Raw genomic sequence first — 15,598 nt, forward strand, 5'->3', positions numbered from 1 at the left:
ACTGAGCGCCGCCATCGCGAGCAAGCTCGCTCCCACAGGGATTGTGGCCCGGCCGATATTACGCATTTACCCCCCGTCTTTTTCCTGTCCATACAAGCTGTTACTGTACGATCCACAAAGCCCAAGCCGCCTGGATCGGATCTCCTATTTGAAGCGTCCCCTGCCCCTGCTCCTGATCAGCCTGGCCTTGAGCTCCACCGCAAGCGCGACGATCAGCGAAAGCCATGGTTATGCGCAGTTCGGCACGCTCAAGTACCCGGCCCGATTTACCCACTTCGACTGGGTCAACCCGCAAGCGCCCAAAGGCGGTACATTGCGGGTGATGGCGTTTGGCACCTTCGATACGCTCAACCCGTACACCTTCAAGGGCACCAGCCCGGTCACCACACCGAACTTCCTGCAATACGGCATCAACGAACTCAACGAACCGCTGATGGTCGGCACCGGGCAGTACGCGCCTTCGGGTGACGAGCCCGCGTCCAGCTATGGCCTGATCGCCCAGTCGGTGGAGTACAGCGAGGACCGCAGTTGGGTGGTGTTCAACCTGCGCCCTGAAGCACGCTTCCATGACGGTACGCCGATTACCGCCTTCGACGTTGCGTTCTCCTACCGCACGCTGCTCAAGGAAGGGCATCCGCTGTACCGCACCAACCTTCAGGAGGTGCTGCGGGTCGACATCCTCAACCCGCAGCGCATCCGTTTCGTGTTCAAGCGCGCCGGCAATCCGCTGCTGATCCTGCGCCTGGGCGAAATGCCGGTGTTGCCACAGCACTACTGGAAGGGCCGTGACTTCAAGGCCACCACGTTCGAACCGCCGCTGGGCAGCGGACCGTATCGCATCACGGCGGTCACGCCTGGACGCCAGATCGTCTTCGAGCGGGTCAAGGATTACTGGGGCAAGGACCTGTCGGTCAATCGCGGCAAGTACAACGTCGACCGCATGGAAGTCGAGTTCTACCGCGACAGCGACGTCGCGTTCGAGGCGTTCAAGGCCGGTGAATTCGACATCTATATCGAGCATCAGGCAAAGAACTGGGACACCGGCTACAACTTTCCCGCCCTACGCCGCGGTGACGTGATAAAGGCACAGATCCCCCACCAGATCCCGACCCAGACCCAGGGCCTGTTCATGAACGGCCGCCGGCCGACGTTCTCGGACGCCAGGGTCCGTGAAGCACTGGGGCTGATGTTCAACTTTGAATGGACCAACCGCGCGCTGTTCAGCGGTGCCTACAAACGCGCCATGAGCTATTACCCCAACAGCGAGTTCTCGGCCAGCGGCTTGCCGGTCGGGCATGAATGGCTGTTGCTCAAGCCCTACCGTGAACAGCTGCCAGCCAGGCTCTTTACCGATCCGTTCAGCCTGCCGCAGACCGATGGCCGCGGCATCCCCAGGGAGACCTTGCGCAAAGCCCTCGGCCTGCTCGCCGAAGCCGGCTGGAAGCTCAATGGCCAGCACCTGCAAAACGCCGCAGGCCAACCCTTGCGCCTGGAGCTGTTGCTGGTCAACCCGAACCTGGAACGCATCCTCCAGCCCTACGTCGAGAACCTCGCCAGCATCGGCATCGAGGCGCAGCTGCGCACGGTCGATCGCGCGCAATACAAGCAGCGCCTCGACCAGTTCGATTTCGACATGATCCTGATGACCCTCAACCAGACCCTCAGCCCGGGCCTGGAACAATGGCAGTACTTTCACTCCAGCCAGGCCGGGGTCAAGGGCAGCAAGAACTACGCCGGCATTGCCAACCCGGTGGTCGACCATCTGCTCGAACAGTTGCTGGCCGCCCAGACCCGTGACCAGCAAGTCGCCGCCGGCAAGGCCCTTGACCGCGTGCTGCTATGGCAGCACTACATCGTCCCCAACTGGTACCTCAATTATCACCGCCTGGCGTACCGCAACCGGCTCGCCTTTGTCACCACGCCGCCTTACACCCTGGGCTTGAATGCGTGGTGGCTGAAATCTTCGGAGAAAGATCAATGAACCCCATCCGCACCCTGCTCCTGCAGGCGAGCGGCCTGTTGTTCGCCGGGCTGGCCTGCGCCGCCCCGCAACACGCCGTGACCCTGTACAACGAGCCGCCGAAATACCCGGCCGACTTCAAGCACTTCGACTACGTCAATCCAGACGCCCCCAAGGGCGGGATCTTCCGCCAGGCCGGGTTCGGTGGCTTCGACAGCCTCAACCCGTTCATCAGCAAAGGCGTGCCGGCGGATGATATCGGCAACATCTACGACACCCTGGCCAAGCAAGGCCTGGACGAGCCGTTCACCGAGTACGGCCTGATCGCCCGGCTGATCGAGAAAGCCCCGGACAACGGCTGGGTGCGCTTCTACCTGCGCCCCGAAGCTCGCTTCCATGACGGTCATCCGGTACGCGCCGAAGACGTGGTGTTCAGCTTCCAGATGCTGACCAAGGACGGCGCACCGATGTACCGCGGCTACTACAACGACGTGGCCGAAGTAATCGCTGAAGACCCGCTGACCGTGCTGTTCAAGTTCAAGCACACCAACAACCGCGAGCTGCCGCTGATCCTCGGCCAGTTGCCGGTGCTGCCCAAGCATTGGTGGGCCGACCGCGACTTCAACAAGGGCAACCTGGAGATCCCGTTGGGCAGCGGCCCGTACAAGGTCGGCGAAGTGAAGGCCGGGCGCTCGGTGCGCTACGAGCGAGTCAAGGATTACTGGGGCAAGGACCTGCCGGTCAATCGGGGTTTCTATAACTTCGACGTGATGACCACCGATTACTACCGCGACAACACCGTCGCCCTGGAAGCACTCAAGGCCGGGCAATTCGACTACTGGCTGGAAATGACCGCGAAGAACTGGGCCAATGCCTACAACATCCCGGCGGTCACCGAAGGCCGGCTGGTCAAGGAGCAAATTCCCAACGGCAACCCGACCGGCATGCAAGGCTTCGTGTTCAATATGCGTCGCCCGGTGTTCCAGGATGTGCGTGTGCGCCAGGCCCTGTCGCTGTTGCTGGATTTCGAATGGACCAACAAGCAACTGTTCAACGGGGCCTATGTGCGTACCCGCAGTTACTTCGAGAACTCGGAAATGGCTGCCACCGGCCTGCCTGACGCCGAGCAGGTGGCGATCCTCGAGTCGTTCCGCGCCAAGCTGCCACCGCAAGTGTTCAGCGAAGCCTTCCAGAACCCGAGCACCGACGGCAGCGGCATGATCCGCGCCCAGCAACGGCAAGCCTATCAACTGCTGCAGGAAGCCGGCTGGCGCATCGTCGATGACAAAATGGTCGACGCCACCGGCAAGCCGGTGGTCATCGAGTTCCTGTTGGCCCAGACCGAATTCGAACGGGTGCTGCTGCCGTTCAAGCGCAACCTCAGCGATCTGGGCATCGACTTGGTGATCCGCCGGGTCGACGTCTCGCAGTACATCAACCGCGTGCGCTCCCGGGACTTCGACATGATCGTCGGCAGCTTCCCGCAGTCCAACTCACCGGGTAACGAACAACGGGAATTCTGGATGTCGGCCGCCGCCGACAAACCCGGCAGCCGCAATTCCATGGGGCTCAAGGATCCGGTGGTCGATCAACTGGTCGAGCGACTGATCAACGCCGATTCGCGCAAAAGCCTGGTGGCCCATGCCCGCGCGCTGGACCGCGTTCTGCAATGGGGCTATTACGTAATACCCAACTGGCACATCAAGACCTGGCGCGTGGCGTACTGGAACCACATCGGCCACCCGAAGGTCTCGCCCAAGTACGACATCGGCACGTCCACCTGGTGGGTCAAGCCTGACATCAAGCCGGCGATAGAAGTCGAAACCATACTGCAGGCCGATCCTGCGGGCACGGAGTAATCAGATGCTGGCGTACATTTTTCGTCGACTGTTGCTGATCATTCCGACCCTGTTCGGCATCCTGCTGATCAACTTCGTGATCATCCAGGCCGCTCCGGGGGGGCCGGTGGAACAGATGATCGCCAAGCTCGAAGGCTTCGAAGGCGCCACCAGCCGCATCGCCGGCGGCGGTGCCGAAGTCTCGGTGGCAGGTTCCGCCTATCGCGGCGCCCAGGGCCTGGACCCGGCGCTGATCAAGGAAATCGAGCACATGTACGGCTTCGACAAATCGGCGCCGGAACGCTTGTGGATCATGGTCAAGAACTATGCGTCGCTGGATTTCGGCGACAGCTTCTTTCGCGACGCCAAGGTCATCGACCTGATCAAGGAAAAGATGCCGGTCTCGATCTCCCTCGGGCTGTGGAGCACCCTGATCATGTACCTGGTGTCGATCCCGCTGGGGATCGCCAAGGCCACGCGACACGGCAGCCATTTCGACGTCTGGACCAGCTCGGCGATCATTGTCGGCTACGCGATCCCGGCGTTCCTGTTCGCCATCCTGTTGATCGTGGTGTTCGCCGGCGGCAGTTATCTGGACTGGTTCCCGTTGCGCGGGCTGACCTCGAACAACTTCGATGAACTGAGTATGGGCGGCAAGATCCTCGACTACTTCTGGCACCTGGCGCTGCCGGTGACCGCGCTGGTGATCGGCAACTTCGCAACCATGACCCTGCTGACCAAAAACAGCTTCCTCGACGAGATCAACAAGCAGTACGTGATCACTGCCAGGGCCAAGGGCCTGACCAACCACCGCGTGCTGTACGGCCACGTGTTCCGCAACGCCATGCTGCTGGTGATCGCCGGTTTCCCTTCAGCCTTCATCGGTATCTTCTTCACCGGCTCGCTGCTGGTGGAGGTGATCTTCTCCCTCGACGGCCTGGGCCTGATGAGTTTCGAAGCGGCGATCAACCGCGATTACCCGGTGGTGTTCGGCACGCTGTTCATCTTCACGTTGCTGGGGCTGGTGGTGAAACTGATCGGCGACCTCACCTACACCTTTGTCGATCCGCGTATCGACTTCGAAAGCCGGGAGCATTGAGATGAACCTGTCCCCTCTCAATCGCCGACGCTTCGAACTGTTCAAGGCCAACAAGCGTGGCTGGTGGTCGCTGTGGCTGTTCCTGATCCTGTTCGGCGCCAGCCTGGGCGCTGAGCTGATCGCCAACGACAAGCCGCTGGCGGTGCATTACGACGACAACTGGTACTTCCCGGCGCTCAAGCGCTACCCGGAAACCACCTTCGGCGGCGAATTCCCGCTGGAAGCCAACTACAAGAGCCCGTACATCCGCGAACTGCTCAAGGCCAAGGACGCCTGGGTGCTGTGGGCGCCGATTCCCTACAGCTACCAGAGCATCAACTACGACCTGAAAGTCCCGGCCCCGGCCCCGCCCTCGACGGACAACCTGCTGGGCACCGACGACCAGGGCCGCGACGTGCTGGCCCGGGTGATCTACGGTTTCCGCATTTCGGTGCTTTTCGCCCTGACCCTGACCGTACTCAGCTCGATCATCGGTGTGATCGCCGGGGCCTTGCAGGGTTTCTACGGCGGCTGGGTGGACCTGGCCGGGCAGCGCTTCCTGGAGATCTGGTCCGGGCTGCCGGTGCTGTACCTGCTGATCATCCTCGCCAGCTTCGTGCAACCCAACTTCTGGTGGCTGCTGGGGATCATGCTGCTGTTCTCGTGGATGAGCCTGGTGGACGTGGTGCGCGCCGAATTCCTGCGCGGGCGCAATCTGGAATACGTGCGCGCCGCCCGCGCCCTGGGCATGCAGAACGGCGCGATCATGTTCCGCCATATCCTGCCCAACGCGATGGTCTCGACCATGACCTTCATGCCGTTCATCCTCACCGGCGCCATCGGCACACTAACCGCCCTGGACTTCCTCGGTTTCGGTCTGCCAGCGGGCAGCCCGTCGCTGGGTGAACTGGTGGCCCAGGGCAAATCCAACCTGCAGGCGCCGTGGCTGGGCATCAGCGCCTTTGCGGTGCTGGCCCTGATGTTGAGCCTGCTGGTGTTCATCGGCGAATCCGCTCGCGATGCCTTCGACCCGAGGAAGTGAAATGAATCAGGACAATCTGATCGAAGTGCGCAACCTGTCCGTCGAATTTGTCGTCGGCAATCGTTGTCAGCGGGCCGTCGAAGGCGTCAGCTTCGACATCAAGCGCGGCGAAACCCTGGCCCTGGTCGGCGAGAGCGGTTCCGGTAAATCGGTGACCGCGCATTCGATCCTGCGCCTGCTGCCCTACCCGCTCGCCCGCCATCCCTCCGGCACCATCGAATATTCCGGGCAGAACCTGCTGGACCTGAAGGAAAAAACCATCCGCCACATTCGTGGCAACCGGATTGCGATGATCTTCCAGGAGCCGATGACCTCGCTCAACCCTCTGCACTCGATCGAAAAGCAGATCAACGAAGTGCTGGGCATCCACAAGGGCCTGAGCGGCAAGGTCGCGACCAAACGCACCCTGGAGTTGCTGGAGATGGTCGGCATCCCCGAGCCACACAAGCGCCTCAAGGCCCTGCCCCACGAATTGTCCGGCGGCCAGCGTCAGCGGGTGATGATCGCCATGGCCCTGGCCAACGAACCGGAACTGCTGATCGCCGACGAGCCGACCACCGCGCTGGACGTGACCGTTCAGCTGAAAATCCTCGAATTGCTCAAGGAATTGCAGGCGCGACTGGGCATGGCGCTGCTGCTGATCAGCCACGATTTGAACCTTGTGCGAAGAATTGCGCATCGCGTATGTGTCATGCAGCAAGGTTGCATCGTCGAACAGGCATCGTGCGAAGAATTGTTCCGCGCGCCGCAGCATCCGTACACTCGGGAACTGCTGGCAGCGGAGCCTGGCGGCAAGCCCGCAAGCAACGTGATCGGCCCGCCCTTGCTGGCGGTCGAGGACCTGAAAGTCTGGTTTCCGATCAAGAAAGGCTTGCTCAAGCGCACGGTGGATTACGTCAAGGCGGTCGACGGCATCAATTTCAGCCTGCCCCAGGGCCAGACCCTGGGGATAGTGGGTGAAAGCGGTTCCGGCAAATCGACCCTGGGCCTGGCGATTTTGCGGCTGATCGCCAGCAAAGGCGCCATTCGCTTTGAAGGCCAGGCGCTGGACAGCCTGACACAGCAACAGGTCCGGCCGCTGCGGCGGCAGATGCAAGTGGTGTTTCAGGACCCGTACGGCAGCCTGAGCCCGCGGATGTGCGTGAACGACATCGTTGGCGAAGGCCTGCGGATTCACAAGATGGGCACCGAGTCGGAACAGGAACAAGCGATCATTGCAGCACTCAAGGAGGTAGGCCTGGATCCGGAAACCCGGCACCGCTACCCCCACGAATTTTCCGGCGGGCAACGGCAGAGAATCGCCATTGCCCGGGCATTGGTGTTAAAACCGGCGTTGATTTTGCTGGACGAGCCGACTTCGGCCCTCGACCGCACGGTACAACGCCAGGTAGTGGAGCTTTTGCGTTCGCTGCAAACCAAGTACAACCTGACGTATCTGTTTATCAGCCATGACCTGGCTGTGGTGAAAGCGCTGAGCCACCAGTTGATGGTGGTCAAGCATGGCCAAGTGGTCGAACAGGGAGACGCGCAAAGCATTTTTGCCGCCCCCCAACATCCGTATACACAGCAGTTGCTGGAAGCCGCTTTTTTGGCTCCGGCCACTGCGCAATAACCTGAAAGAGGAGCAACACATGGGTTTTCTCGCCGGTAAGCGCGTACTGATCGTCGGTGTCGCCAGCAAGCTGTCCATCGCATCCGGCATTGCTGCCGCCATGCATCGCGAGGGCGCTGAGCTTGCCTTCACTTATCAGAACGACAAACTCAAGGGTCGTGTCGAAGAGTTCGCACAGAGCTGGGGCTCCAACCCTGACCTGTGCTTCCCGTGCGACGTGGCCAGCGATGAAGAAATCGCCAAGGTCTTCGTTGAACTGGGCAAAAAGTGGGACGGCCTGGACTGCATCGTGCACTCCGTGGGCTTCGCCCCGGGCGACCAACTGGACGGCGACTTCACCGAAGCCACCACCCGTGAAGGTTTCCGCATCGCTCACGACATCAGCGCCTACAGCTTCGTGGCCCTGGCCAAGGCCGGCCGCGAAATGATGAAAGGCCGCAACGGCAGCCTGCTGACCCTGTCGTACCTGGGCGCCGAGCGCACCATGCCGAACTACAACGTGATGGGCATGGCCAAGGCTTCCCTGGAAGCCGGCGTACGTTACCTGGCCGGCTCCCTGGGCCCGGACGGTACTCGCGTCAACTGCGTATCGGCAGGCCCGATCCGCACCCTCGCCGCTTCCGGCATCAAGAACTTCCGCAAGATGCTGGCCGCCAACGAAGCGCAAACTCCGCTGCGCCGCAACGTCACCATCGAAGAAGTCGGCAACGCCGGCGCCTTCCTGTGCTCGGACCTGGCGTCCGGCATCAGCGGTGAAATCATGTACGTGGACGGTGGCTTCAACACCACGGCCATGGGCAGCCTCGAAGAGTAATCTTCGGTCAGCATAAAAAACCCGCCTCTTTTTGGCGGGTTTTTTATGCCCGTAATTTCAGGCCTGATGCAATCCCCTGTGGGAGCGAGCTTGCTCGCGATAGCAATCTGTCAGTCGACATCAATGGTGAATGTCATTCCGCCATCGCGAGCAAGCTCGCTCCCACAGGGGGTTATGTTCAGTCAGCTACCGGCGTCAGGCATTGGGCAAACAACCGCTGAATCGCCTGATTACGCTGGCTGTAGCGCTGCAACAAGACAATTTCTCGATAGAAGGTCAGCTCGCCTAAGCGGATCACCCTGACCTTCGCCCCATGCTCCAGCCACAACCCCGCCTGCGGCAACAACGAAATCCCCAACCCACACTCAACCATTTTGACAATGGCCTCCAGTTCATCCAGCTCCAGTGCCCCGTGCACTTCGATCTGCTGTTCGCGCAAAAAACGCGTCACCAGTCGCCCGCCAAACGAATTGCGGTCGTAGCGCACATGCGGGTGCTCGGCGAGCAGTTGCAACGGATCATCACCGTCCAGGTCCGCCGGTACGATCAGCACGAACGGCTCCCGGCGTATCACCTGCGCGGACAACTCCTTGGGCAGTTCGAATGGCGGCTTGATCAGGATCGCCAGGTCCACTTCCCCGGTGTCCACCTGACTCAACAGGTTCAGTGACACACCCGGCACCAGCCTGGGCTCCAGCAAGGGTGCCTGCTGGCGTAATCGCAGCAGCGCCTGAGGCAGCAACCCGGTCTGGACGGTCGCCACCGCGCCGATTTTCAACTCGCCACGGTACGCGCTGACATCGTCACTGACCGCCATGCGGTTGAAGGTTTCGAGCATTTCCCTGGCCATCGGCAACGCACGCTGCCCCGCCGCATTGAGCAGCGCCTGACGGCCGGTGCGATCGAACAGACGGAAGCCCAGGGCCTGTTCCAGGTTGCGAATCTGCGCGCTTACGGCCGACTGCGTCAGGCCGATGTGCATGCCGGCCGCGGCGAAAGTGCCGTGACGCGCCACGGCAACAAAGGTTTTCAGTTCTCGCAGCATGGCGGCCTCGATTGATCGAAATAATTTGAGCTCGACGCAAAAATTATCGTCTTTCAATCAAAAAGCACAGGACTAAACTCAACACACGCCCACCCCACTACCGAGGTTCGCCCGATGCAACTGTCCCCTTTTCACCTGGCCATTCCGGTCTACGACTTGCCCGCCGCCCGGCACTTTTATGGCACGGTGTTTGGCCTGGAAGAAGGTCGGTCGAGCGACCATTGGGTCGATTTCAACTTTTTCGGCCATCAACTGGTGATTCACCTGGCGCCGAAAAACCCTTCGCAAGAAGCAGCCCACACCAATGCCGTCGATGGCCACGATGTGCCGGTGCCGCACTTTGGCGTGGTACTCGGGATGGCGGAGTGGGAAGCACTGGCCGAGCGGCTGAAGTCACAGGGAACTCGCTTCGTGATTGAGCCGGGGATTCGTTTTCAGGGGCTGGTGGGCGAACAGGCGACGATGTTTCTGTTCGATCCTTGCGGGAATGCGCTGGAGTTCAAGGCATTCAAGGATATCGGGCAGTTGTTTGCCAAGTGAGGATATGCGGTGCCTGTCAGGCCGCCTTCGCGGGCAAGCCAGTTTCAGCGTTTGATTTTTGACAATGTCGAAAGGGCGGAAAATCAAGATCAAGATCAAGATCAAGATCAAGATCAAAAGATCGCAGCCTTCGGCAGCTCCTACAGGCCGAGCGTTAGCTCGCCTGCCGCTCTTGATCTACCCGCCCCCTCGGCAGGCTGAGTGGAGGTGTTCATCCGGGGATAGGCGCGCAGCGCCGTTCGACGCAGTCGAACTCATTGCATGTAGGTCGAAGCGAAGCCGACCGGAGGGCAATGCCCCCGGATGAATACCGGAGCGAAGGAACACCGAGCCTCAGCGAGGGGCCGTACGTAAGGGGCGAGACCTTTTGGTTACTTTTGGGGCGTTTGCCAAAAGTAACTCGCCGTAAGGGCGAAACCATAAGCCGCCGTTACCGAAGAAACGGATATGTACACAGTCCAACCCTAACGGCTCATCACACTTTCGGCCTCCTCCAGCAGTTCCTCGATCGAGCCATGAACAACCGGGTCATATTCGACCTGCACAACGCTGAAGTGAATGTCATAACTGCGATGCGCCGCAGCGTTGCGCTCGTCGAGTATCTCATTGAGTCGTGCCTTGATCGCCGCAGTCTCCACGGCGCCGGACCCGGTCAGCAGCGCCACGAACCGGTCGCCTTCGAGCCGACCGACCACATCGTTTTCTCGAAACCCGATGCGCAGGACATCGGCGAAGGTCTTGAGCGCATCGTCACCTTTGGCCCGGCCATACAGATAGCTGATGCGCTTGAACTCATCGAGGGAGAAGTACAGCAGCGTCGCCGGCGTCTCCAGCGCCCGGCAAGCCTCCAGCCCGAGCCGGGCCAGCGCGGTGAAGCCATGGCGATTGGACAGCAGCGTCAGCTCATCCATGCTTGCCATTTGCACGCCTGCCAGCTCTCGCTCGGCCTGGCGCGCCATTTCACGCAGCCGCTCCCGTTCTTGCTGTGGCGTGAGCAACGGGCTCGCGGAACGACCCGATTTGCCCGTTTTGCCTGAGATCAACATCGTTCACTCCCATTGCAGGTATGCACGTTAGAGTCGCCCATACCCGCATTGACTCCCTGCAAGCGTGCCGTTGGTCAGCTACCCGCCACCGGGCACGGCCCTCCGGCGTCGGCCCAGCGTTTGAATTGGCTGACGAAGATGTCGTGCGGCACCGGCACCGGCGCGCGATTGCCGCCCGGATTCCAGCCCCACAGCACTAGCTTGTCGTCGCTGACGTGCTTGATCAGCGCGGCGAAATCCCGGTCGCCGTTGCTGGCGCGATCCTTGATCATCGCGCACAGACGGTCGGCCGGCAGGCCGATCCAGGCCATCCGCTGCGCTGCCGGCGGCAGGCTCCAGTGTGGCGCCCCGGGTGGCGCATGAGGACCATAACTGGCAGGTGGATTGCTTTGCCCATGGCAGGTTGCACAGGGCAACCCGGCCGCGCCCTTGCCGTCCATGCCACGCACGACATTCATGGCGTGAGGCACACCGGCATCGAATTGCAGCGGCGAATCTCCGGGAATGTGGCAGTTCTGGCAACGCGAGCTCTGGAAGACCTTCTGCACGGTGTCGAACGCCTGCAAGGCCTCGCGGTCATCGGCGAACACGTGCGACGCGTAGGCTGCAAGACAGATCAGAATCACCGCCCCAAGCAACCAGTGATGACGTTTCATCTCACACCCCAGACAGCTGCAAGGGCAGCTCGCGCAGGCGCTGCCCGGTCAGGGCAAACACCGCGTTGGCCACCGCCGGCGCCGTGGGTGGCACACCGGTTTCGCCGATACCGCCGGGTTTCTCATTGCTGGGCACGATATGCACTTCGACCACCGGCATTTCGTTGAGCCGCAGCACCTGATAGTCGTGATAGTTGGACTGCACCACCTGCCCGTCCTTGAGCGTCAGCTTGCTGTGCAAGGCGAAGCTCAGGCCAAAGGTGATGCACGACTCCATCTGCGCGGCGATGCTCTGCGGATTGACCGCAATGCCGCAATCCACCGCACACACCACCCGGTGCACGCGGATGGCGAGATTGTCCTGGGACACCTCGGCCACCTGGGCCACGTAGCTGCCGAAGGATTCATGCACCGCCACACCCAGGGCATGGCCATCGGGCAGCGGCGCCTTCCAGTTGGCCTTCTCCACCGCCAGGTTCAACACTCCAAGGTGACGCGGATGGTCCTTGAGCAAGGTGCGCCGGTACTCCACCGGATCCTTCCCGGCCGCCGTGGCCAGTTCATCGATCAGCGACTCCATGACAAACGCGGTGTGGGTGTGTCCCACCGAACGCAGCCACAGCACGCTGATCCCGGTTTTCGGCGAGTGCAGTTCGATCTGGTGATTGGCCAGCCCTCCAATGTAGGGGCTGTCGGCCACGCCCTCGACCGAGGTCTTGTCGATCCCGTCCTTGACCATGCTCGCTTCAAGCGAGGTCCCGGCCATGATCGACTGCCCGACCATCACATGCTTCCAGGCCAGCGGCAGGCCGTCAGCGCCCAGCCCGATACGCGCATGGTGCAGGAACGCCGAACGGTAATAGCCGCCGCGGATGTCGTCCTCCCGCGCCCACACGGTTTTCACCGGCATACCGGCTGCCTTGGCGACATGCACCGCTTCGCTGACGAAGTCCGAGGTCGGATTGGCCCGGCGCCCGAAGCCGCCGCCGAGAAACTCGGTATGGATCTCGACCTGTTCGGGTTTGAGCCCGGTGATTTGCCCGGCGACCATCTGGTCCAGGGTCTGGAACTGGGTGCCGGTCCAGATTTCGCACTTGTCCTTGCTGATGCTCACGGTGCAGTTGAGCGGTTCCATCGGCGCATGGGCCAGGTAAGGCACACTGTATTCGGCGTCGATGGTCTTGGCCGCTTTCGCCAGCGCAGCCGGGGTATCGCCCGCCTTGCCAGCGTTCAGGCCGGGGGTGGCGGCGAGCTTGCGGAAGCTTTCCAGCAGCGCCCGGCTATTGAGCCCCGCGTTCGGCCCCGGGTTCCACTCGACTTTCAGCGCATCGCGCCCCAGCTTCGCCGCCCAGTAATGATCGGCAATCACCGCAATGCCCGTCGGCACTTGCACCACTTTGTGCACGCCGGGAATCGCCAGCGCCTCGGCGCCTTCAAAGGATTTGACACTGCCGCCGAAGGTGGGCGAACGGGCGACCATCGCCGTCATCAGCCCATCGAACTGCACGTCCATGCCGAATTTCGCCCGGCCGGTGATTTTCTCCGGTGTGTCCAGACGTTTTGTGGGTTTACCGATCAGCCGCCAGTCTTTCGCGTCCTTGAGTTTGATCGAGGCCGGGTCCGGCGGTGGCAGCTGTCCGGCGTCATCGGCCAACTCGCCGTAGGTGGCGCGATGCTCACCGGCAACCACCACGCCCGACTCTGTATGAATCTGCGATGTAGCGACGTTGAAACGCTTGGCTGCGGCATCGATCAACATCAAGCGCGCCGCCGCGCCGGCCTGACGATAGCGATCGAATTCCATCCAGGTCGAGGTCGAGCCGCCGGTGATCTGCATCCCGCCAAACCCGGGCATACCGTAGTCGGCGGCCGATGCCGGGGAATGTTCGACGCGGATCTTCGACCAGTCGGCGTCCAGTTCTTCGGCAATCAGCATGGTCAGGCCGGTCCAGATGCCCTGGCCCATTTCCGAATGGCCGAGCAACACGGTGACGCTGTTGTCATTGCCAATACGCAGGAAAGCGTTGGGGGCAAACACGTTGCCCTGATTCTCCGCGCCCATGGCGAACCGGTGGGCGCCGGGCATGACAAACGCCACCACCAGCCCTCCGCCCAGCACAGCACTGCCCTTGAGAAAACCACGGCGCGATAACCCGTTGATGCTGTTCATGGCCACCTCAACCCAGCTCGGCGGCGCGCTTGACCGCCGCGCGAATCCGCGGGTAAGTGCCGCAGCGGCAGATGTTGCCGGACAGCGCCTGATCGATGTCGCTGTCGGTCGGTTTGGGAATTTTCGCCAGCAATGCTGCCGCCGACATGATCTGCCCGGACTGACAGTAGCCGCACTGGACCACGTCGAGTTCCGCCCAGGCCTGTTGCACCGGATGCGAGCCGTCCGCCGACAGGCCCTCGATGGTGAGAATCTTTTGTCCATGGGCGACGGCGGTGGCCGGTGTGATGCAGGCGCGTAGCGGCGCGCCGTCAACGTGCACCGTGCAGGCGCCGCATTGGGCCATGCCGCAACCGAACTTGGTGCCGGTGAGGTGAGCGACATCGCGCAAGACCCAGAGCAACGGCATGTCAGCGGGGACATCCAGCTCCTGATCCTGGCCATTGATGTTCAGGGTGAGCATGGCGCGGTTCCTCAGACTCACGGTGATCTGAAGGGGCGTCGCTGCAGCCTTTTACAACCTGCGCGCGCCTCGGGTTATCCCTTCAGCTAAGCGCAGATTTGCCGCCAGACCTTGGTGCATCGACCACCGGTCATGCAAAGGCCGCCTCGATGGGCGGCCCTGGAACCCTTCGCTAGAGCCTTGGCCCCAATAAAATCCCGGTGTAGCGCCAGACGAACAGCGCAAAAGCGCTACACCACAGCAACGCCGACAGCGCCAATCCGAGACTGGAAAAAGGCACCAGCCCTACCCGGCACGCCCCCGCCAGCAACACCAGGACAAACCCCGCAACTACTGCCCCGGACGGCTGCAGCAAACGCCCGGTATGCCCCAGGCTGACCCGCGCGATCATCGCCAGAATCAACCCGCCGATACCGCCGACGGCCAGCGCGTGGGTGGCCAGGCTTTGTTGCGCCAGCCAGCCCAGGTGCCACAGCGCCATGGCCAGCGTCGCCACGGCGAGCCAGGCGTAAGCCAGGTACAGCGACCACAGCAGCGGCACGCGCCACAGGCCGCGGTCACGCCAACGCCACAGGCGCAGCAGATGCAAAGCGCTGATCAACGCAAACAGCAGTGCCAGCCACACACGGGGCACGTCATTCAAACCGGCGGCAAAGGACGCCGCCGCCAGCATGGCGCTGACCAGCAGCACCTTGCCCGGCAACGGATGGGCCACAGCCGTTGCCGGGCGGTTCAAGCCGCGCTGGATAAAGAACGGAATCACCCGCCCGCCAATCACGCTCATCAGCGCACCGACCAGCCAAAGGGCGGCCAGCACGCCATGCCGCTGCAGGTTGCCGTCATCAATGGCAATCCCCAGCAACGTCAACGCCTGACACCCGGCCAGCAGCGAGACCATCAACAGAATCGGATAATTCTCGCGCTTGCCCGCAGCCACCAGGTCGCGCCCCAACGCCCACGCCAGCAGCGGCAGAAAAGGCACCTGCAAGGCCAGCAGCAAGAACGCAGGCATCGGCAGCCACCAGGCCAGTCTCGCCAGCAGCCACACCAGCACCAGGCCGATCAGCGGCCAGCCCTTGAGCCCCGGCCGACCTGTCCAGTTCGGCACCGCGGTCAGGAGGAACCCGGCAATGATAGCCGCGGCAAATCCGAACGGCATTTCATGTCGATGCCAGGCCAGCATGCCACCCACGGGTTGCGCTTCGGGTAAACGGCCGTACAGCCACAGTGCCCAGACCGCCACGGCGAGGGTGGCGAACCCGGCTCCGGCCAGAAAGAACGGGCGAAAACCAACACTGAAAAGCGCTGCAGCGCCAAGCTTACGCATCAAGCCA

The 15,598-nt window shown here is 62.0% G+C and carries 13 protein-coding genes; 7 read left to right on the forward strand and 6 right to left on the reverse strand.

Translation table 11 applies throughout. From position 1 onward, the window contains the following. The first annotated feature begins 160 nt into the window (after nucleotides 1-160). From KW841_RS05595 to fabI, 6 genes are read left to right on the forward strand one after another with little or no spacing between them, the layout of a single operon-like run. Nucleotides 161-1,981, forward strand: a complete 1,821-nt coding sequence (locus KW841_RS05595; protein WP_371319498.1) for an extracellular solute-binding protein — start codon at nucleotides 161-163, stop codon at nucleotides 1,979-1,981. After that, on the forward strand, nucleotides 1,978-3,819 hold the full coding sequence (locus KW841_RS05600) for an extracellular solute-binding protein (RefSeq protein ID WP_218474302.1): 1,842 nt from the start codon (nucleotides 1,978-1,980) through the stop codon (nucleotides 3,817-3,819). Before KW841_RS05595 ends, KW841_RS05600 begins: the two co-directional genes overlap by 4 nt. 4 nt (nucleotides 3,820-3,823) lie before the next feature. Next, nucleotides 3,824-4,897, forward strand: coding sequence for a microcin C ABC transporter permease YejB (locus tag KW841_RS05605; protein ID WP_007979116.1), 1,074 nt, complete (start codon nucleotides 3,824-3,826; stop codon nucleotides 4,895-4,897). A gap of 1 nt (nucleotide 4,898) precedes the next feature. Continuing rightward, complete coding sequence (locus KW841_RS05610; protein WP_218474305.1) at nucleotides 4,899-5,918, forward strand: ABC transporter permease; 1,020 nt, start codon at nucleotides 4,899-4,901, stop codon at nucleotides 5,916-5,918. Nucleotide 5,919: 1 nt separating this feature from the next. Continuing rightward, complete coding sequence (locus KW841_RS05615; protein WP_218474308.1) at nucleotides 5,920-7,530, forward strand: ABC transporter ATP-binding protein; 1,611 nt, start codon at nucleotides 5,920-5,922, stop codon at nucleotides 7,528-7,530. A gap of 19 nt (nucleotides 7,531-7,549) precedes the next feature. Beyond that, nucleotides 7,550-8,344, forward strand: coding sequence for an enoyl-ACP reductase FabI (gene fabI, locus KW841_RS05620; protein ID WP_008028639.1), 795 nt, complete (start codon nucleotides 7,550-7,552; stop codon nucleotides 8,342-8,344). 178 nt (nucleotides 8,345-8,522) lie between these two features. Here the strand turns inward: fabI and KW841_RS05625 are convergent, their stop codons facing one another. Further along, nucleotides 8,523-9,389: a LysR family transcriptional regulator gene (locus KW841_RS05625; protein ID WP_218474311.1), complete on the reverse strand. Its 867-nt coding sequence runs from the start codon at nucleotides 9,387-9,389 to the stop codon at nucleotides 8,523-8,525. Nucleotides 9,390-9,503: 114 nt separating this feature from the next. Between KW841_RS05625 and KW841_RS05630 the strand changes: the two genes are divergently transcribed. Beyond that, on the forward strand, nucleotides 9,504-9,929 hold the full coding sequence (locus KW841_RS05630; protein WP_218474313.1) for a VOC family protein: 426 nt from the start codon (nucleotides 9,504-9,506) through the stop codon (nucleotides 9,927-9,929). 464 nt (nucleotides 9,930-10,393) lie between these two features. On the opposite strand, the gene KW841_RS05635 is transcribed toward KW841_RS05630, so the two are convergent. The 5 genes from KW841_RS05635 to KW841_RS05655 form a co-directional block, all read right to left on the reverse strand. Further along, nucleotides 10,394-10,975: a GGDEF domain-containing protein gene (locus KW841_RS05635; protein ID WP_218474315.1), complete on the reverse strand. Its 582-nt coding sequence runs from the start codon at nucleotides 10,973-10,975 to the stop codon at nucleotides 10,394-10,396. 74 nt (nucleotides 10,976-11,049) lie between these two features. Beyond that, complete coding sequence (locus tag KW841_RS05640; protein ID WP_218474317.1) at nucleotides 11,050-11,631, reverse strand: hypothetical protein; 582 nt, start codon at nucleotides 11,629-11,631, stop codon at nucleotides 11,050-11,052. Nucleotide 11,632: 1 nt separating this feature from the next. Then, on the reverse strand, nucleotides 11,633-13,801 hold the full coding sequence (locus KW841_RS05645; RefSeq protein ID WP_218474320.1) for a xanthine dehydrogenase family protein molybdopterin-binding subunit: 2,169 nt from the start codon (nucleotides 13,799-13,801) through the stop codon (nucleotides 11,633-11,635). 7 nt (nucleotides 13,802-13,808) lie between these two features. Further along, complete coding sequence (locus tag KW841_RS05650) at nucleotides 13,809-14,264, reverse strand: (2Fe-2S)-binding protein (RefSeq protein ID WP_007976259.1); 456 nt, start codon at nucleotides 14,262-14,264, stop codon at nucleotides 13,809-13,811. A 172-nt stretch (nucleotides 14,265-14,436) separates the two neighbouring features. Then, nucleotides 14,437-15,591 carry an NnrS family protein gene (locus KW841_RS05655; protein WP_218474322.1) on the reverse strand — a complete coding sequence of 385 codons (1,155 nt, stop codon included), beginning with the start codon at nucleotides 15,589-15,591 and terminating at the stop codon, nucleotides 14,437-14,439. Nucleotides 15,592-15,598: the final 7 nt, after the last annotated feature.

This window comes from Pseudomonas sp. PDM28, assembly GCF_019219115.1.
Classification (GTDB): domain Bacteria; phylum Pseudomonadota; class Gammaproteobacteria; order Pseudomonadales; family Pseudomonadaceae; genus Aquipseudomonas; species Aquipseudomonas laurylsulfatiphila.